The sequence below is a fragment of the Pseudomonas sp. FSL R10-0056 genome, assembly GCF_009600105.1.
Lineage (GTDB): Bacteria > Pseudomonadota > Gammaproteobacteria > Pseudomonadales > Pseudomonadaceae > Aquipseudomonas > Aquipseudomonas bubulae.
Map to the genome: position 1 here is coordinate 1 of NZ_WIWL01000185.1, position 22895 is coordinate 22895.

Sequence of the window (22895 nt, forward strand, 5' to 3'; positions counted from 1 at the left end):
CAGCTGTCACCGGTAGAGTTTGAAAAGCGTTACGCAGCGAGCCTGGAGAGTGTCTAGGAAACCCGGGGCGATTCAACCCGCCTAGCACACCATGTCCGCAATGGCGTAGCTAACCCTTTAAACATGGCCGCTATCTCTGGCGCTCGCTGCAATCCAATAGCCATAGATGCATATAGGTTCGTGAGAGAGTCACGCAAAAGTCACGCAGCCTGCTGCCCTTCTCCGGCGTCCTGCCGACCAAATACATCTCATCTGCTTCAGAAAAATTATCTGATTTTTGTCGACGCCCGCCTACCCTGAAAGGCGGAAGTCGGACATTTCCGGTCGGCCGTGACAGGTATCGGTTTAATATCCCTCCGTCTCAATGCCACATTTGTCGCATGTCATGTCGCAGATAATTGAGTACCTGCGACAGACTCGCGCGACATCGAAATGCCTTTTCCATCAGGCCTGAATGAGTCGTCGCAGAACTCTGGAGTTAAGCGACAGCCTTAGCTTGGAGTGACCTGATGCTATCCATCCATAACGGGCGGGCAACGCGGTCCTAGATGGAAATAGCAGGCGTCTAGAAATGGCGACGCGATTCATTTACCGTCAAAGGATCGGATTTTATCGGAGACTCCTCCCAAGACCAGAGATGGAAAAGGTCTCCAGAGCCACCTCATTTCCAGAGTTTGATCATCCACACGTCGGTGTTCTTAGCATCCATAAGCTTGTAATGGGCAAACCCTGAATTTACAGAATCCGGGTAACCAATGGCGTACGTGACCGGCTCGATGCGTCTGCAAGCATAGTTTTGCGTTGGGTGAGCCTTGGAACCGTCAAAGGCGCTAAGAACTGCAATACCTGCTTTAGTCGCACGCATGCTGGCAGGAATATTTTTTTTTGCACCCTCCAATGTGTTACACCCGAGAACTGGCGTCACCAGCATCGACAAAGTTGTCGCCCTACCGTTTGCAAAATCGAGCTGTTGCTGTGTTATCCAGCCCATCCCTGGATTGGTTCCCACCCTGTTGTCGTTATCGATCTGGATCTGCTCGATGCCGTTAGTGGCTGTGCCTGGAATTACTCGGTAGGTAGCCGGGTTCTTCCAGAAAGCACAGCCGCTCTTGTCTGCCAAGACAAAGGCACGCATCTTTTCTTCGTTAAGCCCTAGCCGGGACAGTTTTACTGCTTGAGATGGGCTATCGCAGACCATCAAGTACACACCAATCTCGTGGTATACATCATCCGCAGCTTGTGCGACCGAGGAACCGCAAGCCAACATTAGACTCAAGACCACACTGCGTAAGGTCATCATGTTATCTCTATGGCAAAAGGCCATTATCTCATGCATGACCCAACGACTGTCTAGCGCCCGGTAATCCCCCCATTTTTAATACTCGTCAAAAATAGAGGTCAGGCCACCAGGGCCAATTTCTGTTTAGGGGTTATGCCGCCGAGTGCCATATTCGGGCGCTCGTGATTGTATGTCCAGATCCAGCTTGTGCCGTAATTCTGAACTTCCGCTATCGATCCAAACAAGTAATGCCCCAGCCAGTCGTAACGTACTGTGCGGTTATAGCGCTCGACGTAAGCGTTTTGCTGCGGGTTGCCCGGCTGAATATAGTCCAAACGAATGCCCCGTTTTTCAGCCCAACCCGTGAGTTTGGCACTGATGAATTCCGGGCCGTTGTCACTGCGGATGACTTGTGGCTTCCCGCGCCACTCAATGACCTGATCCAGCGCTCGCACCACACGTTCAGCCGGAAGCGAAAAATCAATTTCCATGCTCAGGGCTTCGCGGTTGAAGTCATCGATCAGATTGAAAACTCGAAAGCTGCGTCCGTCCGCTAATTGATCGTGCATGAAATCCATCGACCAGCACTGGTTGCTGGCTTCAGGAACAGCCAGCGGCTCGGGCTTCTCGCGCACAATACGTTTGCGCGGCTTGATACGCAGATTCAGTTCCAGCTCGCGGTAAATCCGGTACACCCGCTTGTGGTTCCAGCGATAGCCTTTGACGTTGCGCAGGTACAGAAAGCACAAGCCAAATCCCCAGTTACGCTGGTTGTAGGTGAGCTGGATCAATTTGTCGGCGATCTCGGCGTTTTCAGGTGCCAAACGCGGCTGATAGCGATAGCACGTGGGACTAACCCTGAAAACCAGGCACGCCAACTTGATACTGCACCGACCTGAGCGAACCACTTCCTGCGCCATCTCTCGTCGCCGCGATGGCTTCACCACTTTTTTGCCATGGCTTCCTGGATGATTTCGGCTTTAAGACGTTCATCAGCGTACATTTTTTTAAGTCGCCGATTCTCGTCCTCCAACTCACGCAGCCGAGACAGCAACGATGCGTCCATACCGCCGAACTTGGTGCGCCACTTGTAGAACGTAGCCGAACTGATTCCATGCTCGCGGCACAGCTCTGGGGCTGGGCTTCCCGCCTCGGCTTGTTTGAGGATGGCCATGATTTGGCTGTCTGAAAAACGCGATGTCTTCACGCAAAACTTCCTTGATCCGGTCAGGAGAAAATTCTACTTCTGATGAGTACTTTTTTCAGGGGGGATTACCGCCCAGAGGCTAAGTAAGTCAGTTTTCCATAAGGCACGTTATGTGCGTCCTTTCGCTCGCTTACCTTGGCTCGGTTTAACGACTGCGATGGGTCGATAACTGCCTGTCAGAAATCCTCTTCATTCGTCGAATGGACCTCAGACTTCTCTAACGATTTTTTAAACCCAGTCCACGATATGAAATCTAACGGTATCCTCTACCCGCCTAGCACCCCATTCAAGCTGGACTTACTCAGCGCCGGCAAATACGGGACTCCAGCACCAGGCGCTCGCTGCAACGATGTCCTACGCTGCTGGATACCGAGTAACGATGTCACTCGAAAAGTCACTGAGGCTTTAGACTCCTCCCACAGATCATTAGCGCGCCATCCCTTTGGTCTGTCGTGGCCGCAGGGCGCCCAAATCTCCCGAGGGGTTGCCGTAAGGTTTTAGGATCCGATATAGATATAAATAGAAAAATAAGTAACAATACTTAGAGCCCTATATCAAGCATGACAACTTTTCACACGAGAAATAAAGATGAAAATACCTAGAGTCATCCACCAAGTGCACACCAATGGAATAACCGCACTCGGAGAGGAAGAGGCAAGAGCCATTCATCTACTCAAGTCCAATAACCCAGACTGGGATTATAGATTTTATGACTACCAAGAAATGCTTTTGTTTGTAAAAAGCAATTACACCGACAGGTATGTAAGAGCATTTCTTATGATTAACCCAATTTACGGAGCTGCACTAGCCGACTATTTTAGATACCTTTTGATTAAAAAGGTCGGCGGGGTTTATTTGGATACTAAAAGCTTCACAGCTGTACCAATAGAGTCAATTCTGCATGAAAATGATGAATTTGTTGTTTTTTCTTGGCAGGGAAATCCAAGAGGTTTATATGCTAATTATGGAGTACACAAGGACATCAACAGAGGTTTTGAATATCAACAATGGAATATAATATCAACCGCCGAGAACAAATATATATCTTCTGTTGTTGAGGCTATAACAAAACAAATAGAGTGTTATTCCTTCATTAGGAGCGGCGTAGGTTGGGAGGGGGTACTTAAAACAACTGGACCCATACCATATACCAATGCAATAGAAATTGTAAATGATGGTATGGGCATACGCTTCGCTGGAAACAATGAAGTGAATGGATTTTTTTACAGAAATGATGCTGAGTTCCCCACCCGAATTTATAAAAACCATTATTCCTCAAAATTCACCACAGTTATTCTACGCAACCCTTTTTACGATGCTCTTGCTTGTTGTTATGGATTATCTTGTAAAATAATAAATCGTATGCGCACCATAATATTAACCAACTCTAAGGTTGGCTAATGGTTTAGTCTCGCATCTCTGGAAAGCCGCTCCATGGTCGCAAGACTTTATCGTATTCAGCCGACCAAGAATGTGGCGAGGAGCTTGGTCGGTCTCGAGTCACAAGCATCCTTCCAATACGGTACAGCACAACAACCCTATTTTTATTTGTTTGACTTCCGGAGAGAGCCTAGTTGAAGTCAAACAATGCAATCCCTCAAATCTGCCAACTGGGTGGTAACCGAGCCATAAGCCCCACCTACCACAATGGGGCCTTGGTTTACCGTGCAAATAAAACAGAGCGCGACAATTTAGAAAATCTACCAATTTTCGAGTTTCCACCTAAGTAGATGTAGTTTCTACTTTACCCGATCGCAGCAAACGTCTTGTACTTCTCGATTCGCATCCATCCAAAGCCCGGCCCAGTGCCGGGCTCTTCGCTCTTACTAATCAACGACTCCTTCTCAGATCCTTGGCTACGGCGTCATAGCTGGCTTCACAGGCAAATCCAGCCCGACGACTTGTTGTAAGCGCTGCCGCCAACTCTCCCGCATATCCATCAGCTTCTGATCGCAACTCGGCGAGCAAATCGACAAGGTCGTTGATTGTCTTGCCTCGCTCGGCAAGGAGGGTATTGAGGATTCCTTTGTCGGCAAGTAGTTGTCCGATTTGTAGTGGTCAACTAATCCCGGACACGACGTTAAGTTTTTTCTCGGCCTGAGCGGGCGTGAGCCCGCCATTGAATGTATGAGGCCGTATCCAGTTGTAGCGATGCATCAAATAATGGCTGATGTCCCGTTGCGCCTGCTGAACCGACATATAACCCCCTGAAGGTATCCACTCGGTTTTCAAGCTGCGAAATACACGCTCCATAGGCGAGTTGTCGTAGCAATTGCCCCGGCGACTCATGCTCTGGTTGATGCGGTACCGCCACAGACGCTGACGGAAGTGGCGACTTCCATATTGCGACCCCTGATCCGAATGAAACAGCAGCCCTTGAGGCTTCCCGCGTTGCTCATAGGCCATATCCAGCGCTTTGGTGACCAAGTCAGCATCCGGGTTTCCTGACAACGCCCAGCCCACTATCCGACGAGCATAGAGATCCATAACCACGGCCAGGTAGTGCCATTTCCCTTGCGCCCAGATGTAGGTGATGTCGCCGCACCAAACCTTATTTGGCTCGGGAACATCGAACTCACGATTCAGTGTATTTGGAATGTCAGGCCGCTCGACCGTTGCTTTTTTGTAGGCATGCGAGCCCGGCTGCTTGCTTATCAACCTCAGTTCCCGCATCAAGCCACGCACCTTGAAACGCCCGATCTGCTCGCCATCTTCCTGCATCATCGACACGATACTGCGGCTGCCAGCAGCGCTTCGGCTCTGGGTGAACAGTTCGTTGACTCGACTGCGTAATCGAATTCTCTCGACGCCCGCAGATCGCCGCCTGAGGCGATGGGCGTAGTAAGTCGAACGGGTGATTTCGAACACCTTGCACAAGCAGTCAACAGGTTCATGGGCGCTTAGCTGATGGATCAGCGCGAACGCTCGAGATCTTCCGACATCAAGAGCGCGGTAGCCTTTTTTAATATCAATTTCTCTCGTTCGAGGCGGGCGATTCGGGCTTCCAGCTCCTGGATCTTTTGCTGCTCTGGGGTCAGCGCCTTGCTCTGCGGGGTGACGCCAGTGCGTTCCTGCAGAAGCTGACTAACCCAACGGCGCAGGGCCGACTCGCCAATGCCGAGTGAACGACTGGCTTCAATGAAACTGTAGTTTTGCTTGAGTACGAGGTCGGCAGCCTCGCGTTTGAATTCAGCGGAAAAAACACGACGTTGTTTGGTCATCTGACACCTCGATATGGCGAGCATTCTCGCCTAAATGGGTGTCCGGTTTCATTAGACCACTACAGTAGCTACCCTTCGTAGATCGCGGCAAACGGCCAATCGAGGCAGACAGCTGATTCTGATAACTGAATCACCCCGGCTATCTTAGAGATATCGAAGCCTCAAAAGGACGCAAGCTTAGGCAAGGTTCTGTCAGTCGGCTTTTGGCCGGAAGCAGCCTTCTCCAGCAAGCACGTCCGACTTCACCCCCCCTAAAAAAGCCCACCCAAAACCCCAGCCTCCCAATTCGTCACAATCAACTCCCCCGAAACCTCTGCCTTGCCCTGCCTCTGATTCACCGTCGTATACCTCACATCCAGCCGCTCAAAATAAAACCCATCAAAAACCCGCCGAATCTCCGGATGATCATTGATGCTAACCATCACCCTCCCCTGGCACCGGCGCATAAACTCCGCCATCCGCTCGTAATTCTCGAACCCGAATTCGACCCCATACCCAGCTACCTGCCAATACGGCGGATCCATGTAGTGAAACGTATGTGGTCGGTCGTAGCGCTCAGCGCATTCAAGCCAAGGTAAATTCTCAATATAAACCCCAGCCAGCCGCTGCCATGCCGCTGACAGGTTTTCTTCAATCCGCAGCAGATTGATCGGCGGGCCAGTGGTGACAGTGCCAAAGGTCTGTCCCGTTACCTTGCCGCCAAACGCATGTTGCTGCAGGTAGAAGAACCTTGCCGCCCGCTGGATATCCGTCAGCGTTTCCGCCCGGGTCATTTTTTGCCAATCGAAGATCTGCCTGGAGCTGAGCGACCACTTGAATTGACGCACAAATTCTTCAAGGTGGTTTTGAATCACGCGGTACAGGCAAACGAGATCACCGTTGATGTCGTTGAGGACTTCAACAGGTGCAGGTTGGGGACGGAGGAAGAACAAGGCAGCGCTTCCGGCGAAGACTTCGACGTAGCACTCGTGGGGCGGGAACAGCGGGATCAGGCGGTCGGCCAAGCGGCGTTTGCCGCCCATCCACGGGATGACGGGGCTGGACATGACAAGCCTCCTCTCTGAATCAGACAGGTGCTAGGCTTTAATTGCTTTGCGCGCAAAGCGGAGAGCCTTGGCTGGGCTTGCAGGTAATGTCTGCAGGTTTGGTGGTCAGTCTGAATGTTCGTGCATTCGGGCTGGCCGCTCTTTCTCGGATCAATTCAACGCTTTTTGGCTTGATCGTAAACTGCGCTGCGTTCTCGTTTGCCGACAGCAATCACCGACACGACGATTCGCTCATCAATGACCTTGTACACCAGCCGATAGCCCGCAGCCTTCAGCTTGATTTTGTAGCAGTCAGGCATGCCGTGCAGGGCATCGGCGCTGATGCGCGGTGCTTCCAGGCGTTCTGCCAGTTTCTTTTTGAATTGTTGCTGCAGCGTGTGCCCCAGCTTTCCCCATTCTTTCAAGGCGGAAGGCAGGAATTCGAGCTTATAGGTCATCCAGGCTTACCGGGATTGGCGTCTCTTTGCTGCGCGCTTTTACCAGCTCCGCCAAGTCCATGTCGTCCAGGCGTTCCATCATGGCTTCGTATACATCCGTCGGAACCATATAGGCCATGACCCGGTTATGGTTGAGCACGGCCACCGCACCACCGTGTGCGCCGCTCATGACTGCAGACGGGTTTTTCTTGAGTTCGGAGACGCTAACGGCTCGGTCTGCCATTACATTTTGCATAATTAAGACTCCTAAATAGGTCATTATATTGGTCTATTTAGGTTTCCATTTCAACCCGGCAGCCTATTGTCCTGTCGGCACCGGATTGGGCGAGCAGGACTGACAGTCGCACATCAGCAGTAGCCAGACAGTTGCGAGGACAAAGATCAGGATTGAACGTGTCAGCCCTGGGAAAAGGCCGAAGAAAGACATAGCACTGCCCTTGCCCGCTCCCAAAGTTCGACGCGTTCCTCCAGCCCATTCAGGCCGCCATTGATGCGGCGGGTGATGGTGATGAAGTCGTCGCGGTCGGCCAGGGTGTTGAGACCTTTCCACCACCAGTACCATGCTGCCGACTCTGCCGCCCACATCGTTTGCTCCAGCAGTTCGGGCTGTTTGAGCAAGCGCCTGTCCCCGAACAGCGCCATGCTGCAATTCAGGTAGTTGGTTCTGCCTGTGATCTGCAGCAACCCGCGCCCTCGATAGCGCAGACCGTCACCGGCCGATCCATCATTGCCCAGCACTTCAGCCAAAGCTCCCACGTCATAACGCTTGAGATAGCGTTCACTGCCCTGCTCTCGCACAAAGCGAAGCTGCCCGGACTCATGGCCGACTTGCGCCAGAAACGCGGCTTGGCGCTGAGGTGTGTCGATTTGCCGGCGGCCCATGGCGTCATTTAACGCAGACAAAAAAATGCCCGCTTGGTCGCGGGCATAGGGGAAGATTTTATGCAGTTGTGCTTCGGCGATGTTCATTGCTTATCTCCATCTCACAAAGGGCATTTCTGTTAATAACCTGTGACATCGATCATCATAAAAACTGCTCGACCTCTATCGGTATTTCCCAGGTTCACATTGAAAATATTGAGCGGGGTAATTCTGTATTGAGCCCCGTCACGGGTGGTTCTCGCGGTGAGTACACGTATGGCACCAAAAGATACGGGCGGGCCTCCTGGCACGGGTATTGTTGCGCCTTCGAGAAACGCGCAGTAAGACCCCTGCGCAAATGCTGAACGTAATCCTCGACTGGATATTGCTGCCCAGTCCTGCCCCGAGGGAACGGGAATGTTGGTGTAGCTGATCAATCGCATGTACTTCTCGCTCGCCTGAAAAACCCGAGTGCCTGCCGCGTTAAACACTTCGAGACCAAACCCCGAGTCAGCCGGAGGATCGGCGGCAAATATCCAGTAAGCAAAACCCACGGGGTAATAATGCGTGAGCACCCGATGTACCACGTTGCCATTGCTATCAAGGGAGTTGAAACACACGAACTCGGTTTCACAGCGCACCGCTATGACACTTTCTTTTCTCTGGGACGCTATTTCTGTGTAATACCAGACCTCTGAAAACCCGCTGTTCACCGAGGTTGCTGCCACCCCCGAACTGATCAGGACAAAGTTGACGTACAGGGAGTCGATTTGTAAGGCCCCGGATTGATTGAGGACTTGCAGGCCAGCTTCCATTACATCACCCCATAAACGATAACGATGGACTTGAGCCGAGGAGAACCTGCTGGAAAGTACCAATCGATACCTGCCGTAGTGACCACGAACTGCGCGCGGTTGACGGCCTCGCCTGGGTAATAGCCTCCGGCATCCATAGAAAACGCAAAACCACGTCCATCTGCGAACGCCGGAACTTTGATGGATCCTGCATTCAACCCCGTGGATACGCTTCCGATCAATCTGGGTAATGTATCGGTAACGTTGACCGTCAGCTCGCCCGTGGCAGAAAAGCACTGAAGTCCTGCAGACATCACCACCCCCATATACCCAGGCGCACACGCAGCACACCGTTGACGTCATACACCTGCACCAGGCGGTTATTGATACTCAATCTTCCGCCTTCAGCAACCGGTCCATTGAATTCAATCGACCCGGTTTTATCGAGTCGCCACCCCCGCTGCGCAGGCACATAGTCATTGGATTGCAGCGCTTCGCTGATTTTCAGCATGGATATCGACCCATCCTGAATAAACGCCTGATTGATAAACATCTGTCCGTTCTGCACCAGAAACGGCGTAACCCGCTCACCACCCGCCAGCGTGTTGACCATCGCAAAGCGGTCCGCGCTCACCAGAAACTGGCTCTGCAATCCGGCTTCGGTGTTTTCAATACCCAGCCCGAACCCGGCTGCCACATACTGGCCGTCCTGGGTCAGCTCCATTTTCACGGCCCACATGGCTTCGAGTTTGCCGTCGGTGCTGGCCAGCGCTTCGCTGACTTGCTGCACGGTGGCGACGGCATCACCCACCGAGGCTTCAACGCTGTCAACATGTTGACTGATACTTTGCAGCTCATCGCCAATCCGGGTGACCTCGGTGGTCGTCGTCTTTAAGCCACTGGCGGTGGCGCTCAACCCCGTGGTGGGGTCATCAACCTTGCTGGTGACGGCACTCAACTGTTCGCCGTGGACGACCAACCTGTCGCCCTGCTGTTCGATGCTGGTAACGTTCTGATTGACCTGAGTGGCAAGCCCTTCCGCCGTTTGCGCGACGGTGCCGATATCCAGCCAGTAGACCGGATCGGGCGGTGCGTGCCCGCTGACAGCGGCGCGGGCCTGATACAGGCGATTGCCCTGGCGGACGATTTCACCCGTCTGATAGGTCTTGTCACCGTCGTAGTTCAGCGCATCAGAGACTTGGCCAATCAGTGCTTCCAGCTCTTGCCGGGCTTGGTTCAGGCGACTGTTTACCGAGCCGGGGCCATCGCCGCCAATCAAGTCGATCTCGCCCAGCAGCTCCTGTCCTAAATGGCTGGCACTGATTTGTCCTGCCAGATAATCCAGAATCGGCCCGGCGTCCGCGCTGGCTTGACCCGCGATGCCATTGCCCTCGGGATACCACGGCCCGATATTGCCGCTGCGATCTACCAGCCGTGCCCAGAAATGGAACTTGGCACCGGCTGCCAGCCCTTGAAGATCATGGCGCGCCTGCGGATAGGCGAAGTCGCCCAGCTTGCTTCCCTCGCTGAACGTCGGCGTGCGGCTGTACCAGATTTCGCTGCGCTGGGTGTCTTCAGCGCCAGCGGGAAAGCCCCACTCCAGGCCGATGGCAAACAGCATCGATTGGGACCGCAGAAAGACTGTGGAGGGTGGCGGCGTGGTTTTTCCTTCGAGGCTGGTCAGCACTGAACTGGCTGGAATCGACACAACACCCAGGGCATTGACCGCCCTCACCCGCGCCAGATACTGGCCGGAATACACCCCCACCACATCGACACCCAAATCACCGGTACGCGGCACCCTCACCCAGTCCCCGGCGCCTTTGCGCCATTCCACGTCGTAGGACACAGCATGTTCGGGCGCCTGCCATGCGATGGTCATGGTGGTGATGGCCAAGCCTTGTTCCATGGAAATATGCTGGCTGATCTGCACGCCCGTGGGCGGCGCCTGGATACCCGGAGGGATGACCGTGATAGGCGGTGGGTCGATATAGGTGCCGTGGTCGACGGCATCGTATTTACCCGGTTCATGCTGCAACAGGCTGAGCTGGTATTGATGCCATTGCGGACGGGTGATGCTCATCACCTTGAATTGCAGGGTGGCCAGATCATCCGCCTCCAGCACCCAGCCACACTCGGCGTGCAGGGGTTCGCTGTATGACACGGCGACCGTGACCTTGCGGCCTTCGACGCGGGAGACTTCGCGAGTCTCGGACACACCACTGGGCAGGTTGCAGATCAGGCGCATACCCGGACTGATCTCGATATCACGGTCCAGAGTAATTATCCGCCCAGCTGCCTGACTGATACGTCCACCATTGGCGCGCCCCGCCAGCAGTTCATCACTGAGGCGGATCAATTGCCCCGGACGCGGGATCTACCCGTCCAACCCGACACGTATGGTTGCCGGGCGGGTCTGGGTTTTCTCGCTGATCAGGGCGAACAAACCGGCGCGCTGGGCTTGTCCGCGACTGGTACAGCCTACCGCGCCGATGGGCAAGTCCTGCACGCCGAATTTGGCGATGGATGCCTCATCGAACACCGGTTCCTGTTCAGTCTCGAAACTGTTGTCGGGATTATCCCAACTGACCATTGCCCGCGAGTGGCGGTCACGCTTGCGGATACCCTGGTACTTGAGGCTGATGATATTGCCGCGATGGAAGTTGTAGACCGGGTCTTCCGGCATATCGGCGTTGACCACCAGTTGGCTGCCATCCCAATACGACATGCCGTGAAAGATCGAGGCGATATCCTCCAGCACGATGTACGCCTCTTGCTGGGTTTGCAGATACAGATTGCAGGTAAAACGCGGCTCCAGCCCGCCCTTGCCATCGGGCACCATCTGGTCGCACCACTGGGCGATGCGATACAGCGCGTAGCGATTGACCATGGCCGCAGTGATGCGCTCGCCCAGCCCGTAGTAAGGATGCAGCACCAGGTCATACCAGACCCAGGCCGGGTTGTTGCTGTAGCCGAGTTTGAAGCTGCCATCCCAGACGCCCACATAGGTGCGAGTTTCCGGGTCGTAATTGCTGGGCACTTGCAGGATGCGGCCGCGCATCACCGCCGAGACTTTTGGCACATTGCTGAACTGCTCGGCATCAAACTCGATACCGCCCACGGCAGTCAGCGGGTAGGTCAGCTCGGCATCGATCACTTCACTAAAGGCTTCAATGCGCATTACATCGGCAATCAGGCTGCTGTTCTGGTTGGGTGTCAGGCGGCGGATACGTACCAGCCACTCGCTGCCGGTGGGCAGTTCGAGACGATGGGAGCGTTCGTAGCGGGTGGTGTTTTTGCGTTCGACAAAAGCCGCCAGCACCGGCACAAAAGCGCCATTGTCCGTGGCGATATCCACCGCGTATTCGATGCGGTAGCCGGTGATATTGCCGTTGCTGTCCTGGGCCTGAAGTTGCGGCCACGACAGGCGCACGCGCACGGCATCGATCTGTGATGTGCTGACCGAGCGCACCCACGGCGTGTCCGAATGCAGCTCAACGCCGATGGCGATTTCATTGTTGATTTCCGGGAAGCCTGACAGCCGCTCCTGATGCAGGGTGCCGGGCCGGAATTGCCAATGCGTGCGCGGAAAGTTGAGGGTGCCGTCCGCCGCTTCAATCGGCGTGCCGTCCAGTTTGATCGATTTCAGGCCGTTCACCGGCCCCACGATTTCGCCCCAGCTATAGGCAAACAACAGTTTGGCGGTGGCCAGTGAGGGCGTGCTGTCGCTGGCAATGCTCGGGCGATGAGGCTTCTGGCTCCCGGCTTTGGCACCTGCGATACGCCGGGCCATGTCTCACACCTGATCCTGGGCGTAGATCCCGCCGCTCAGTACCGCACCGCCAATCTCGCGTTCGCCGTACAACACCGGCCACGGATTGCCCTGCGCTACAGTAGTGGTCGCGCCGCCAAAGGCATAGCTGGCACGGTTGCCCTCTTCATCCCGACCTTCACCGATACCGGGGATGGGCGACAGCATTTGCATCACCCCGCCTACCGCCGCGCCGGTGCCCGCCGCGATCAAGCCCATGCCCCATGGCGATGTAGCGCCGAAGCTGAAATAGCCGATGGCTACCAGGGCGATACCGAGGATGGTTTGAAACAGACCGGCATTCTTGCTGCCGGCAATCAGCGGCACGATGCGGATCGGGCTGTCGTCTGCGGTATTCAACAGCAAGTCGTGCTCGGTCAGATTGCGCGGCCCGGCGAACACACTGAAGACCAATCCACGCGCTTGCGCATTACGCAAAAAACACTCGAACCCGGGCAGCAGATAGCACAGGGCATTAATGCCTTCGGCCGGGCTCGACAGCTCCAGCGGGAAGTCGCGGCCAAAGTGTTGGCGCAGAACGCCATACAAGCGAACGGTGCGCTTCATGGCTTGGCCTGCAGATGTCTGAGGATCAAACGTGTACGCATGGCCCATTCAGGGCCGTAGACCGCACGGGTCGAGCAGCGCCCGTAAAGATGATGGATAAAGAACGGCCCTGAACCACCCAACGCCGCAGCGGGTTCACTGGACAGCGAACCGTCTTCGCCCAGATAAATCGCTGCATGGTTGGGGTGATAGCTACGACCCAATATCATCACCAGTGCGTCACCGCGATGCGGAGTATCGACCTGCACAAAACCGGCTTCGGCAAAATGCTGCTCGTACAGGCTCGGGCCGTTCTTGTCTTCCCACCACAGGTCGTGGCGCGGGTAGTCCGGCAGATGCAGATCCCATTCACGGGCATACCAGTCACGCACCAAGGTGTAGCAATCCAGCACACCGTGGGCGAAGTCGCGGCCCAACAAGGGCGCGGTATAGCCGCTGGGCTCGAACCACTGAATCGCCCCGCCCGGCCATGCCACGATGGCCCACGGCAACTCATGTAACTCACAACTGACCCGATCAGCCTGACTAGGCCGGGGGCTGCCATTGGGATGGCTATGCACCACCGCCAGCACCTGACCTTGATCCTCGGCCGCGCACCATGACTCCTGGGCGATCACAAAATGCTCCGCCACCGTGGTTGCTGCATTGCGGCACGGCATATAGATTCGCCCGGTGCCTGTGCGGACTAATAACCCGCATGCTTCAGCGGGGAAGGTCTGCTCGGCATGCCGACGAATTTCGGTTTCCAGTTTTTGACTGATGCGCATAACTACCTCCGCACAATCAGGCTCGATCCCGGCGCACCACCAAACCGCGCCGTGTTAGCCCGCACCTTGCAACTGCGCAAGCGCCCGCCACATCGGTCCTGCGATGGATCATCGGTGGGCTGATCATCCTTGCCAAACATCGCGCCGCCCAGATAGCCGCAAGCCTCGCCGCGATACCGGTTCATGCAGGCCCAGCGGCACAGGCTGGTGATCTGCTGGGTAGGGACCTTGATGCCCTGCAAATCCGCAGGGCTGGAAAGCTGGAATTCGAGCTGCTGCTCGTCTTCCTCGGTTTTCTGTTCGATATACCAGCTCATCACCCTTTGCTGGTCACTGGCCTGGGCGTTGCCGTCGGGGAAGTTGGCCGCGTCGAGATAATGACGAAACGTCTCGCGCACCGTCACCCGCGCACCGGCCAGATCATCCAGATGCAAACACAAGGCAGACAAGGCCCCGCGCACTCCGGCAATCGAGTTGCCGACCGTCAACGTGGGCAACGCCGGGCGGCCGTCGCCGTTCAAGTCAAAACCCTTGGCTTCGATACTGATCGGCTCGTACACCTGCCCCTGCCAGATGATCGTGCCTTCCTGCAGGTGCCCGTGAAAGCGCATCACTTCGCCGCCCAGGTGGGTGGCATCGACTTCGTAGAGGCGCACGGCATCACCGGGTTCAAGCAGTTGAACGTCGGTGGACATGCTCATGGTGTATTCCAGAAATACAAAACCCAGCACATGGCTGGGTCTGGGCTTCAAATACAACTTACAAATCAGATGTGGTTGGCGCAACCCGGCAGGGTATTGTCGATGATCAAATCACCCTCAACACGGTAACCAATTGTCCCAAACAAGAAAGAATGATTCAGCTGGCTCATCACAACATCACTGAGGCCGACAGCACAGCGATCCTTCTGGATGGCGTTATCCATGGCTGTTTTGATGTTAGGTAAGCCAAAAGGGATGATAACAACCGGGTAGCGATCTTCACCGATCACGCGAACACCCTTGGTAAATTTGCCTGCGTTGATATTGTAATTCTTACTACTGGCGACGGTCATGTCAGCAACTCGTATGGTGCAACCTGAAAGCGCTAACGAGCCGATGACAACTGCCAAAAATAACTTCTTCATTGTTCCCTCCGTTGAAAGTGGCGGGAATATATCAAAACGCCATCACGCATACATTTATAAATAGTCGCGTTGACAGGCTTGGGCTTTTCTTCAGGGATAAAAAACCTGCTGAAACGTCCAGCTCAAGGTGTAAACGCCTTTGCCGTGGGGCAAGAGCCGGTAACTGGTGGCGCGAAAACGCGCTGCTTTCCCGGCGGGCGGCGTCCAGAGAAAGGATTTCGAGCCTCGGTGCCTGTCGAGAAACTCGCGCACGGGGGTAATGTCAGGCGCATCACCGAAATAGCCGGTGGCCGACACCTCCCAGGACTCGGCCTGATTGTTCAGCCCTATGCCGATCACCTGCATATAGCCGTCACCAAACTCGTTGGTCTGCACCCGCTGCTCGATCTGGCCGGATGAGCCAAGGCGCACGGGCCAGATAAATGTGTCCATTAGCGTCTCCCCGTGGCATCCAGCAAACCGTTCTGACGTTGTTCCTGACGGATCACCTGCCGCACCGCCGCATCAATCATTTCCCCCATCTGCTGGGCGAATTGCTGGGCGCCAGATTGGGTGGTAACCGCCAACGAGCTATTGCCCCGCGCATCGACGCTGATCTGTACCTGAATCGATGGCATGGACTGCGCGGCGCCTACCGCCTTGGCGGGCTGTGCCAGAAACTGTTTTAGATCCCGATTGGTGCGGCCATCCACCACCCGCTCGCCCTGTTGCAATAGCCAAGTGCCGGTCTTGGGCACGTTATCCAGCCCTTCGTGTGCCATGCCGACCAGGGTGGTGGCGGCAATCATGCCCACCGAGGCATAACCCAATGCCCGGACAATGGCTGCGGCGGCCGGGCCCGCAGGCCCAAGCTCCAGCGCCTTGGTGGCCGCCACTTCGGTATTGATGATGGCCTGGGCCATGGCCGCTGCCTTGCTGGCCAGAAACAGCAGCTTGTAGGCCGCCGCGCCTTCGCCTGCCAGTTGTTTGAGCATATCGGCGGCATTGCCGGTCAGTTCGGCAAACACGCTGAGTGTGGCCGAACGATAGGCGTCCTGAATCGCACTGAGTCGGTCGTTGCTCTGCTGGGTGATCTCGGCCACGCGATCCTGAAAAAGCTGTTCGTTGATCAGCTTTTCGTCGAGAAACTGCTGTTGCCGCTCCAGCTCTTTTTCGCGCCAGAGCTGCAATTCACGCTCGACTTCGGCAATACGCATCAGCTCGGCACTGGGGCCGCCAACTGAGGCATCGAGGCCGGAGAACATGGGTGCCTTGCCGACCGAGGCTCCGGATATCGCCGCAGCGCCAGCCTGATAATTCTCAGGGGACAAACCACCCTGTTTGCGCAGACGCTCCAGCTCGACAAAGCGCTTGCGACTGGTCTCCAGCAGACTGTCTTCCTGCTGCTGGATTTCACTGAGCAGCGCCCGATAGCCGCGCTGGGTATTAAGCTGATCCACCGCCAGTGCGGTGCGTTGCAGTTCCGTTTTCTTGAGCTGGTCGAGCCAGGCCAGATCGCCTTGATTGATCTGCGCCCGGACTTTGGCCAGTTCCGTTTTCTGCTCATCGGTTTTCAGTTGCTCACGCAGGGTTTGCAGGGTGCGCTGATACTGATCCTCCAGTTGCTGCGCCTCACGCAAGGCTGCGGCGGCGGCCTGTTGGGCTGAACGCTGGGCCTGTTCGCGAGCGCGAATGGCGGCTTGTTCTGCATCCTTGAGTTTTGCCGCTGCCTGAGCACGAGCCAGTAATGCGCGGCCCTGTTCGGTTTGATTCAGGTTGTCGCGCTCGGCCTGTCGGTTGATCTCGCCCAATGCCGAGTCGTCGCGCAGCCGGTCGAGCTGTTCGGTGAGGCTGGATATCCGCCGCTCCCACGCCGAGGTCAGTTCAGCATCCGGTGGCTTGATACTTTGCAAACCGGCACTGACGCCTTCGACCGCACTCTGCGCTTCACGCAAAATCCCGCTCAGGGCATCAATACGCAGGCCGGTTTGATCGGCAATTGCCATGCTGCGGGAATAGGCTCCGGCCAAGCCTTCGATTTCATCGCGCAACTTCTGGCTGGGACCAATAGCTTGAGCCAATGCTTGAGCAGCGCGATCAATATCCTGACCTGCCGCCACATTACGGCCGAACTCCAGAGCTGCACTGCGCCGTGCATTGGGGCCTGCGCTATAGGTGTTACCCCATTTATCCAGCAGTTGCGCCCGCTGCTGGATATCGCGCAATGCCTGATCGGCCTGCCGTTTGGCCTCTGCCTGCTGATCCAGCAATTGCTTGAGAATGGGACGGCGCTGGGCATTGCTCAGGGCTTCCCATTCTTTACGCAGCTCGGACAGCGGCCGTTGCAGGTCGTAGGCCGAGGCGCCCGCTTTATCGGCATTCTCACTGAACAACAAAAAGCTGGCAGCCGTGGTGCCTACCAGCAGCGCCAGCCCTACAGGCCCACCCAGAATGGCGCCCACACCGGACAGGGCCCACGCACTCAAAGAGGACGCTGTTGTATACGCGGCTTGAGCAGCCGTTGCCGCACGGGTCGCTTGATAGTCCGCCAGCTTGGCGGCGGTGAGTGCATGGGTAGCGCGGCTCAGATGTTGAGCCGAGGTCACGGCCGCCAGACGCCGCTCGGCCAGAATCACTTCGGCCTGTGTCGAACGCTGCACCAGCAAGGCTGTATCCAGAGCACCTCGGGCACGACCCAGCTCGGCGGAATACGCTAAACGTGAAGCGGCAACCTGCCCATAAAGAGCTTTGATATTTTGCGCGGCAGCCTTGGCGATCAAACCGAGTCCTGCGCCAATGGCAACGGCCGAAAACGTGCCCAGATTATCGGCAACCAGATTGATGGTTTGGGCCAATCGGGCAGTGACTTGGGCGCCATTGTCGGCAGTGCCGATGTACTGGGCGAAAGCATCGCGCAACCGCAAACCGGCATCCGCCACGGATGTGGCCATGCCTTCGGTTTCCTGACGCATCAAGCCGATCTGGCTGATCCAGCCTTTGGCGACCACATCCACCGTGAGCTGGCCGTCACTGGCCATGCGCTGGAGTTCGGCGCGGCTTTTACCCAGGGCATCCTGCAAAGCCTGGAGCAAACGCGGAGCCTGGGTGACTACGGCATTGAAACCGTCGCCCTGCAGCTTGCCGTTTTGCAGGGATTTGCTGACCTGATCAATAACCGACGCAGTGGCCTGGGCCTTGGTTCCGCTGACAGCCAAGCCAAGCGACAGGGCTTCGGTCATGTTCAGTGCGTCTTCAGCAGTACCGCCAAATTCACGCAACACCGCGACCGTGCGGATAAACAGCTCGGCGTTTTCCGAGTAAGCCTTGAAGGTCAAACGACCTATATCCATCAGCCGGGTTTGCGCTTCTACAAAGTCATCTTGCGAACGGGTGGCAAGTTTCAGCCTTGACGCGATCTGCCCCCATTCATCGGCAATGCCGATCAGATTGCCCACCGCCAGCGCCCCGGTCATCGCCCGCACATAACCGCCGACTGCGCCGGTCAGTGAGCCCAAGGCCTGATGCTGAGAACGAATCGCCGCTTCCTGCGCCCGCCAACCTGCCGAGGCTTCGCGATTGCCGCTTGTGATGGTACGCAGGTAATCGCGCCCCATCCGCCCTGCCCGTGCCATCTCGCGCTGATAGGCACCGGTCTGCGCCGAGACACTGACTATCAGTGATCGTAGCGTTTTGCCGGGCATGGGAGGCTCCATGAACCAAGACGGGGGGAAGTTCTAAACCACAAAGGACGCTTTCGCGTCCTTTGGTTTGGATCAATTTATCATTAACGATATTCGAGAGCTGCCAGCACATGTCCAGGGTCATTGTGAATAGCGCGCAATAAAGCCCGTGCAGGCCCTTCAGGCTCACGTCGCCCTTGCTCCCAGTTTTGCAAAGTACCTATCGGGACATCTATGGCCTTGGCAAATCGGGCTTGCGACAACCCGGTCGCTTGGCGAATCATTTTCACTTGCAGTGCATCGACATGAAATTCGCGGGAGGGCGCGCGTTCACCTCGATCAATTTCATCCATCTGGGTCATGCTTTCGACCAGACGATTGAACAAATTTTTCTCCATCACTGCCACCCTTTATTCAAATCGCTCAATATTTTCTTCTCGACGGGAGAAAGATCATCTTTGATCCCTTTTCGGTAGATCAGGATCAATCGGATCTGCTGCATCGCGCAAAGGTGGTAATAAATCACCCTGACCCCGCCGCTTTTACCTTTACCTTGTGCGGCCCAACGAATCTTGCGTAAACCGTTGGTGCCTTGAATCACATCACCCGCAGTAGGATGATCCGACAGATAACATTGAAATTCACGGTAGCTGTCGTCTGAAAGCAAACCTTTAAGGTCCTCGGTAAATATTTGAGATTCGATAAATATCATTTTTGCCCACTATCCGCCAGTGGCGTATGTCGGATGAAATAAGGGAACACAGTTCATTCGTTCGATCGTGTTTAAATTCACGTACCACCCAACATTTCCAGCACCTTGATCCGTCGATCGAGAAAATGCTTCCAATGCGCCGTCGGGGTCATGTCGTTTAGCTCGACCCATTCCTCAAGACCTTGCTTCACCCAGCCATGAAAGCCGTCTTCCTTGTATAGAAACGGATTTTTGATTGAGATCGGCCCAAGGTCGACGTACATCAGGCGCATGCTCAACACCGCCCCGTCCTTGTATTGAACGCCGCCGTATTGGCAGGTCACTTCTTCATTCTGGGGCGCGCCCGTTGTATTGGTTGCCCTGAACGCAAACTTCACGGCCGGGTAGATAAATTTCCCATGCTCACGCTCGACCAGAGTCTTGTAACGAGTTCCCGCTTCCAGCAGCTTGGTGTCGGCAATGGGCAAGGTTTCCAGACCATCAGGGAAGATCAGGACCCTGAGCAGCCTCATGTCTTCAGGAGACTTGACCAGTTTCAACAACGCGGCTTCGCAGTTTTCCAAAATGCCGTAGGCCAAACGTGGATCTTTGCCAAAACGGCAATAACTGAACGAAGCGACCAGTATCAACACGCCAAGAATGGCCGCCACAGTTACCAACACTTTCTTGTAGATGGGGCGCACGGTCAGGCTCCGGGGTGTAAAGCGCAGAACCTACCACCAGGTTTCACGGCTGTAAGTCAGCTCGATCTGACAGATACGTCCTAAGGATTTCTTCCCCCTCTTCCTGCTCGTCGACCTCAGGCGGCTCTGCTCTCCAAGTGGGAAGCAGATCCAGCGCCGTGACTTTCGCCCCCTGGGCCTGAAATGAAGCGGCTGCAGTGATGGCCGCCAATACGTCAGCGCGCTGATCACATAGCGGGGATTCGCGGTCGTAGGCTTGCCAGAGAAACAACTCCTCGGCAGATAACTGGTTACATATTTCCTGAAGTGTTTTGCCCAGGCGGAGGGCCAGGGTCAGCAGAAACGCCAACCCCGGCTCCTCCTTTAACCGTTTCCCGCCGTGTCCACCGGGTCGGTTTCCAGAGCAACGCCACTCAACTCCAGCGCCCTGGCCACCAAACGGTCGTGTACAGGGCTGTAGGCTTCGGTCAGTTCAGGAACATCGTCATCCGTGAAAATCCGCTGCCCCGGCGGTTCAAATAGAGTGCGGGCCATAACAAAGGCGTACAGCGGCGTGCTGAAAATATCGAGTGCCGGGTCACTCTGCCCTTCTTCCGCGTGCGGGCTCAGCCCAGCGGCTATGCGCGCTGCCTCCACCTGCTGCAAGGCACGGTGACGGTATTCCAGCCAGTCACCGGCACTCAGGGCGCGGACGATGACCTTGGCCGAGTCCCATTCCGGCACTTCCATCACCTCATGTTTGAAGTTGCGCAGCGGGTCGAGAATCTTGTCGCGAATGCCCGAGGCTGACGGCTTCTCACGCATCACGCACCTCCCGTAGGCACGCCGAACTTCACAGCGCCGGTGATACGCACATTGAAGGTGCCGTTGACCGTGCTGTTGGGCGCAGCATCCCAGGTGAACTGAGTGACCAGCCCGAGAAACTCGGTGGTGGTCGAGTCCTTGAAGGTCACATGAAAAGCGCGGGCCAGTCCATCATCTCGGGCTTTGCGCAACACGGTCTGCGCCGTATCGTCGGCCTTCCAGTTGCCGGACATGCTGAAGGTGCCGTTGTCAGCCAAGCCAGTGGTGAACTCCTTGGCGTCACTGGCCAGGGTAGTGGTTTCAATTTCATCCGACTGACCGCCCTGAAACTGCGGCTGTTTGATGGTGACGGACAGATCCGCGAATTCTAGATCCGCATCGCCGGGGTCCTGGGTGGCGGTAGTCGACACATTGAGTCGCGTGCCCTGGGATTTAACGAACTTGGATTTGATCGGATTCTGACTGGCCATTTCGCCTCCTACGGCTGCAGGGTGTATTCCCAGCTCACGCGAAACAAACGTGTATCGGGTTCATAGTCATCGGGCAGACGCCCGGCATCGCTGACGCAAAAGTTGATGTCGCTGCCCAGCAGTGCATCAAAAACCTGCGCGGCCAGCACCAGTGCTTCGCGCTTGCTCAGTGCCCAGGCATCGACTTGCAATTGGGCATCGGTGGAGCCGTCCCAACCCGAGAGCGTCACGCCCGCACTGCCACTGACCAGAGTCCAGGTGATGCGTGGCGACGGTGCGTCCGGCGGCGCGATTTGCGGATACACATGACCACCCGCCAGTGATGCCAAGCGGGCGGCGATGGCGACTTCAATCATGCTTAATACCGTAACAGCGCCTGATCAATGGCCTGCGCCAACTTGCTGCGCACCGCGTCTTCGATCTGCGGCAAGTTGTTGTCCCAGGCCGGTCGGAGAAAAGGTTTAGCGTTCATTTGCGAGGTGCCAAACTCCAGAAACCGCCAGTAGTACGGGGCACTTTCAGGTTTGGGGGATTGGCGTTTTTTACCCGCTGGACGCTTTACGCTGACACCCGCCACCGCAGCGTCGGACGAGTCCCGCTGCCGGGTCACCACGATGTTCTTTTTCAGCTTGCCACTGCGAACAGGCGCGCTTTGCCGGGTTTTGTCCCGAGCCAATTTCGCTCCCGCCATCACTGCATCACGCACTGCCTTGTTGGCGAGTGACCTGGACAGGCGTTGAAGGTCGGCTTCCAGCTCACCCAACCCGAGCAGATCCAGGGAGATATCAGGCATGGGCGCTCACCGTTTTGCACATCAACTTGAGTTCGCAACGGGTGTAATCCAGCAGCGCGGCTTCGATCAGGTAGAAGGTGTCGTCTTTCACCACACGCATGCCCGCTTCAATGCCCTGACGCGGTCGGATCAGCACTTCGGCGGTGACTTCACGCTGCTCCTGCGCGGCCGCCATCCACGCCCTGCCCGAAACCGGCCGAATCTCGGCCCAGGTTTGACCGACGTCCAGCCAGACCTCTGACCAGCCGCCAATATCGTCAGGGATACGGGTCAGGCGTTGCAGCATCACCCGATGGCGCAAACGCCCGGCTCGCATCACACACCCAGCGCCACTCGAAACGGCGCCAGTAAACTGCGCGATCCCGTCGGCAAATCGGTGCGACCGCTGTCACTGAACACATCAATGCGGTTGTCATAAAAGTGGCCGAGGATGAGCAAACAGGCTGCAAGAATCGAAGGTGTGATCAACATCGGATCGCGCCCCGCTTTGTCATTCAGCACGGCCTGTTCCAGGGCGGCGTTGTCGACGTAAAAGCGCCGCTGCAAATACTGCATCGCACTGTCTTCAGCCGCATCCAGATAACGCTGCACCAGCGACTGGTCCTCGGCTTCGGCGCGAAGATGCTGCATGCCGACTTCGATATCGATCACGCTCATC

Annotated in this window: 29 protein-coding genes; 1 reads left to right on the forward strand and 28 read right to left on the reverse strand. The window is 56.1% G+C overall.

Annotation, left to right across the window (positions count from 1 at the left end; genetic code table 11):
• Positions 1-661: 661 nt before the first annotated feature.
• Both GHO42_RS14790 and GHO42_RS14795 read right to left on the reverse strand, forming a co-directional pair.
• Positions 662-1300: a hypothetical protein gene (locus GHO42_RS14790; RefSeq protein WP_153327531.1), complete on the reverse strand. Its 639-nt coding sequence runs from the start codon at positions 1298-1300 to the stop codon at positions 662-664.
• Positions 1301-1398: 98 nt separating this feature from the next.
• A protein-coding gene (locus GHO42_RS14795) for an IS3 family transposase (RefSeq protein WP_178126970.1) occupies positions 1399-2486 on the reverse strand; the annotation gives its coding sequence in 2 pieces (ribosomal slippage) (positions 1399-2234 and positions 2234-2486; 1089 coding nt in all).
• Positions 2487-3074: 588 nt separating this feature from the next.
• On the opposite strand from GHO42_RS14795, the gene GHO42_RS14800 reads away from it, so the two are divergent.
• Entirely contained in the window at positions 3075-3887 is an 813-nt protein-coding gene (locus GHO42_RS14800) for a glycosyltransferase family 32 protein (RefSeq protein WP_153327534.1), read from the forward strand.
• Between the two features lie 429 nt (positions 3888-4316).
• Here the strand turns inward: GHO42_RS14800 and GHO42_RS26430 are convergent, their stop codons facing one another.
• The 26 genes from GHO42_RS26430 to GHO42_RS14925 form a co-directional block, all read right to left on the reverse strand.
• A complete protein-coding gene (locus GHO42_RS26430; protein WP_178126972.1) occupies positions 4317-4535 on the reverse strand; it encodes a DUF2514 family protein in 219 nt (72 codons plus the stop codon).
• 9 nt (positions 4536-4544) lie between these two features.
• Positions 4545-5707, reverse strand: a protein-coding gene (locus tag GHO42_RS14810) for an IS3 family transposase (RefSeq protein ID WP_153327538.1) whose coding sequence is annotated in 2 segments (ribosomal slippage) — positions 4545-5452 and positions 5452-5707 — 1164 coding nt in all. Because the reading frame shifts where the segments join, the coding sequence is not laid out codon by codon here.
• Positions 5708-5958: 251 nt separating this feature from the next.
• Positions 5959-6753 (reverse strand): DNA adenine methylase, encoded by a 795-nt coding sequence (locus tag GHO42_RS14815; RefSeq protein WP_153327540.1) that lies wholly within the window; start codon positions 6751-6753, stop codon positions 5959-5961.
• Positions 6754-6908: 155 nt separating this feature from the next.
• The gene (locus GHO42_RS14820; protein WP_153327542.1) at positions 6909-7190 is read right to left on the reverse strand and encodes a type II toxin-antitoxin system RelE/ParE family toxin; all 282 of its coding nucleotides are present in this window, start codon (positions 7188-7190) and stop codon (positions 6909-6911) included.
• A complete protein-coding gene (locus GHO42_RS14825) occupies positions 7180-7425 on the reverse strand; it encodes a type II toxin-antitoxin system Phd/YefM family antitoxin (RefSeq protein WP_153327544.1) in 246 nt (81 codons plus the stop codon). The genes GHO42_RS14820 and GHO42_RS14825 overlap by 11 nt, the downstream gene beginning before the upstream one ends.
• Before the next feature lie 161 nt (positions 7426-7586).
• Entirely contained in the window at positions 7587-8159 is a 573-nt protein-coding gene (locus GHO42_RS14830) for a glycoside hydrolase family 19 protein (protein WP_153327546.1), read from the reverse strand.
• Positions 8160-8191: 32 nt separating this feature from the next.
• Positions 8192-8866 (reverse strand): hypothetical protein, encoded by a 675-nt coding sequence (locus tag GHO42_RS14835; RefSeq protein WP_153327548.1) that lies wholly within the window; start codon positions 8864-8866, stop codon positions 8192-8194.
• The gene (locus GHO42_RS14840) at positions 8866-9159 is read right to left on the reverse strand and encodes a hypothetical protein (protein WP_153327550.1); all 294 of its coding nucleotides are present in this window, start codon (positions 9157-9159) and stop codon (positions 8866-8868) included. The genes GHO42_RS14835 and GHO42_RS14840 overlap by 1 nt, the downstream gene beginning before the upstream one ends.
• Positions 9159-11204, reverse strand: a complete 2046-nt coding sequence (locus GHO42_RS26130) for a host specificity protein J (protein WP_256670597.1) — start codon at positions 11202-11204, stop codon at positions 9159-9161. The genes GHO42_RS14840 and GHO42_RS26130 overlap by 1 nt, the downstream gene beginning before the upstream one ends.
• Positions 11205-11222: 18 nt before the next feature.
• Positions 11223-12638 (reverse strand): host specificity protein J, encoded by a 1416-nt coding sequence (locus GHO42_RS26135; protein WP_256670598.1) that lies wholly within the window; start codon positions 12636-12638, stop codon positions 11223-11225.
• Positions 12639-12641: 3 nt separating this feature from the next.
• Positions 12642-13223, reverse strand: a complete 582-nt coding sequence (locus GHO42_RS14850; RefSeq protein ID WP_153327552.1) for a tail assembly protein — start codon at positions 13221-13223, stop codon at positions 12642-12644.
• Positions 13220-13990 (reverse strand): C40 family peptidase, encoded by a 771-nt coding sequence (locus tag GHO42_RS14855; protein ID WP_153327553.1) that lies wholly within the window; start codon positions 13988-13990, stop codon positions 13220-13222. The genes GHO42_RS14850 and GHO42_RS14855 overlap by 4 nt, the downstream gene beginning before the upstream one ends.
• 2 nt (positions 13991-13992) lie before the next feature.
• Positions 13993-14691: a phage minor tail protein L gene (locus GHO42_RS14860; protein ID WP_153327555.1), complete on the reverse strand. Its 699-nt coding sequence runs from the start codon at positions 14689-14691 to the stop codon at positions 13993-13995.
• A gap of 65 nt (positions 14692-14756) precedes the next feature.
• A complete protein-coding gene (locus tag GHO42_RS14865) occupies positions 14757-15116 on the reverse strand; it encodes a hypothetical protein (RefSeq protein WP_153327557.1) in 360 nt (119 codons plus the stop codon).
• 90 nt (positions 15117-15206) lie between these two features.
• Complete coding sequence (locus GHO42_RS14870) at positions 15207-15548, reverse strand: phage tail protein (RefSeq protein ID WP_153327559.1); 342 nt, start codon at positions 15546-15548, stop codon at positions 15207-15209.
• Positions 15548-18796 (reverse strand): tape measure protein, encoded by a 3249-nt coding sequence (locus tag GHO42_RS14875; protein WP_178114922.1) that lies wholly within the window; start codon positions 18794-18796, stop codon positions 15548-15550. The genes GHO42_RS14870 and GHO42_RS14875 overlap by 1 nt, the downstream gene beginning before the upstream one ends.
• Positions 18797-18879: 83 nt before the next feature.
• A complete protein-coding gene (locus tag GHO42_RS14880; RefSeq protein WP_048358209.1) occupies positions 18880-19173 on the reverse strand; it encodes a DNA-binding transcriptional regulator in 294 nt (97 codons plus the stop codon).
• A complete protein-coding gene (locus tag GHO42_RS14885; protein WP_153327564.1) occupies positions 19173-19487 on the reverse strand; it encodes a hypothetical protein in 315 nt (104 codons plus the stop codon). Before GHO42_RS14885 ends, GHO42_RS14880 begins: the two co-directional genes overlap by 1 nt.
• Positions 19488-19564: 77 nt before the next feature.
• Entirely contained in the window at positions 19565-20170 is a 606-nt protein-coding gene (locus GHO42_RS14890) for a hypothetical protein (RefSeq protein WP_153327566.1), read from the reverse strand.
• 43 nt (positions 20171-20213) lie between these two features.
• Complete coding sequence (locus GHO42_RS14895) at positions 20214-20519, reverse strand: DUF4035 domain-containing protein (protein ID WP_218576007.1); 306 nt, start codon at positions 20517-20519, stop codon at positions 20214-20216.
• 14 nt (positions 20520-20533) lie between these two features.
• Complete coding sequence (locus GHO42_RS14900) at positions 20534-20974, reverse strand: phage tail assembly chaperone (RefSeq protein ID WP_153327568.1); 441 nt, start codon at positions 20972-20974, stop codon at positions 20534-20536.
• A complete protein-coding gene (locus GHO42_RS14905) occupies positions 20974-21444 on the reverse strand; it encodes a phage tail tube protein (RefSeq protein ID WP_153327570.1) in 471 nt (156 codons plus the stop codon). The genes GHO42_RS14900 and GHO42_RS14905 overlap by 1 nt, the downstream gene beginning before the upstream one ends.
• An 8-nt stretch (positions 21445-21452) precedes the next feature.
• Positions 21453-21800: a DUF3168 domain-containing protein gene (locus GHO42_RS14910; protein ID WP_153327572.1), complete on the reverse strand. Its 348-nt coding sequence runs from the start codon at positions 21798-21800 to the stop codon at positions 21453-21455.
• Between the two features lie 2 nt (positions 21801-21802).
• Positions 21803-22237, reverse strand: a complete 435-nt coding sequence (locus GHO42_RS14915) for an HK97-gp10 family putative phage morphogenesis protein (RefSeq protein ID WP_153327574.1) — start codon at positions 22235-22237, stop codon at positions 21803-21805.
• Positions 22230-22553 (reverse strand): phage head closure protein, encoded by a 324-nt coding sequence (locus GHO42_RS14920; RefSeq protein WP_153327575.1) that lies wholly within the window; start codon positions 22551-22553, stop codon positions 22230-22232. The genes GHO42_RS14915 and GHO42_RS14920 overlap by 8 nt, the downstream gene beginning before the upstream one ends.
• On the reverse strand, positions 22553-22894 hold the full coding sequence (locus GHO42_RS14925; protein ID WP_153327577.1) for a head-tail connector protein: 342 nt from the start codon (positions 22892-22894) through the stop codon (positions 22553-22555). The genes GHO42_RS14920 and GHO42_RS14925 overlap by 1 nt, the downstream gene beginning before the upstream one ends.
• Position 22895: the final 1 nt, after the last annotated feature.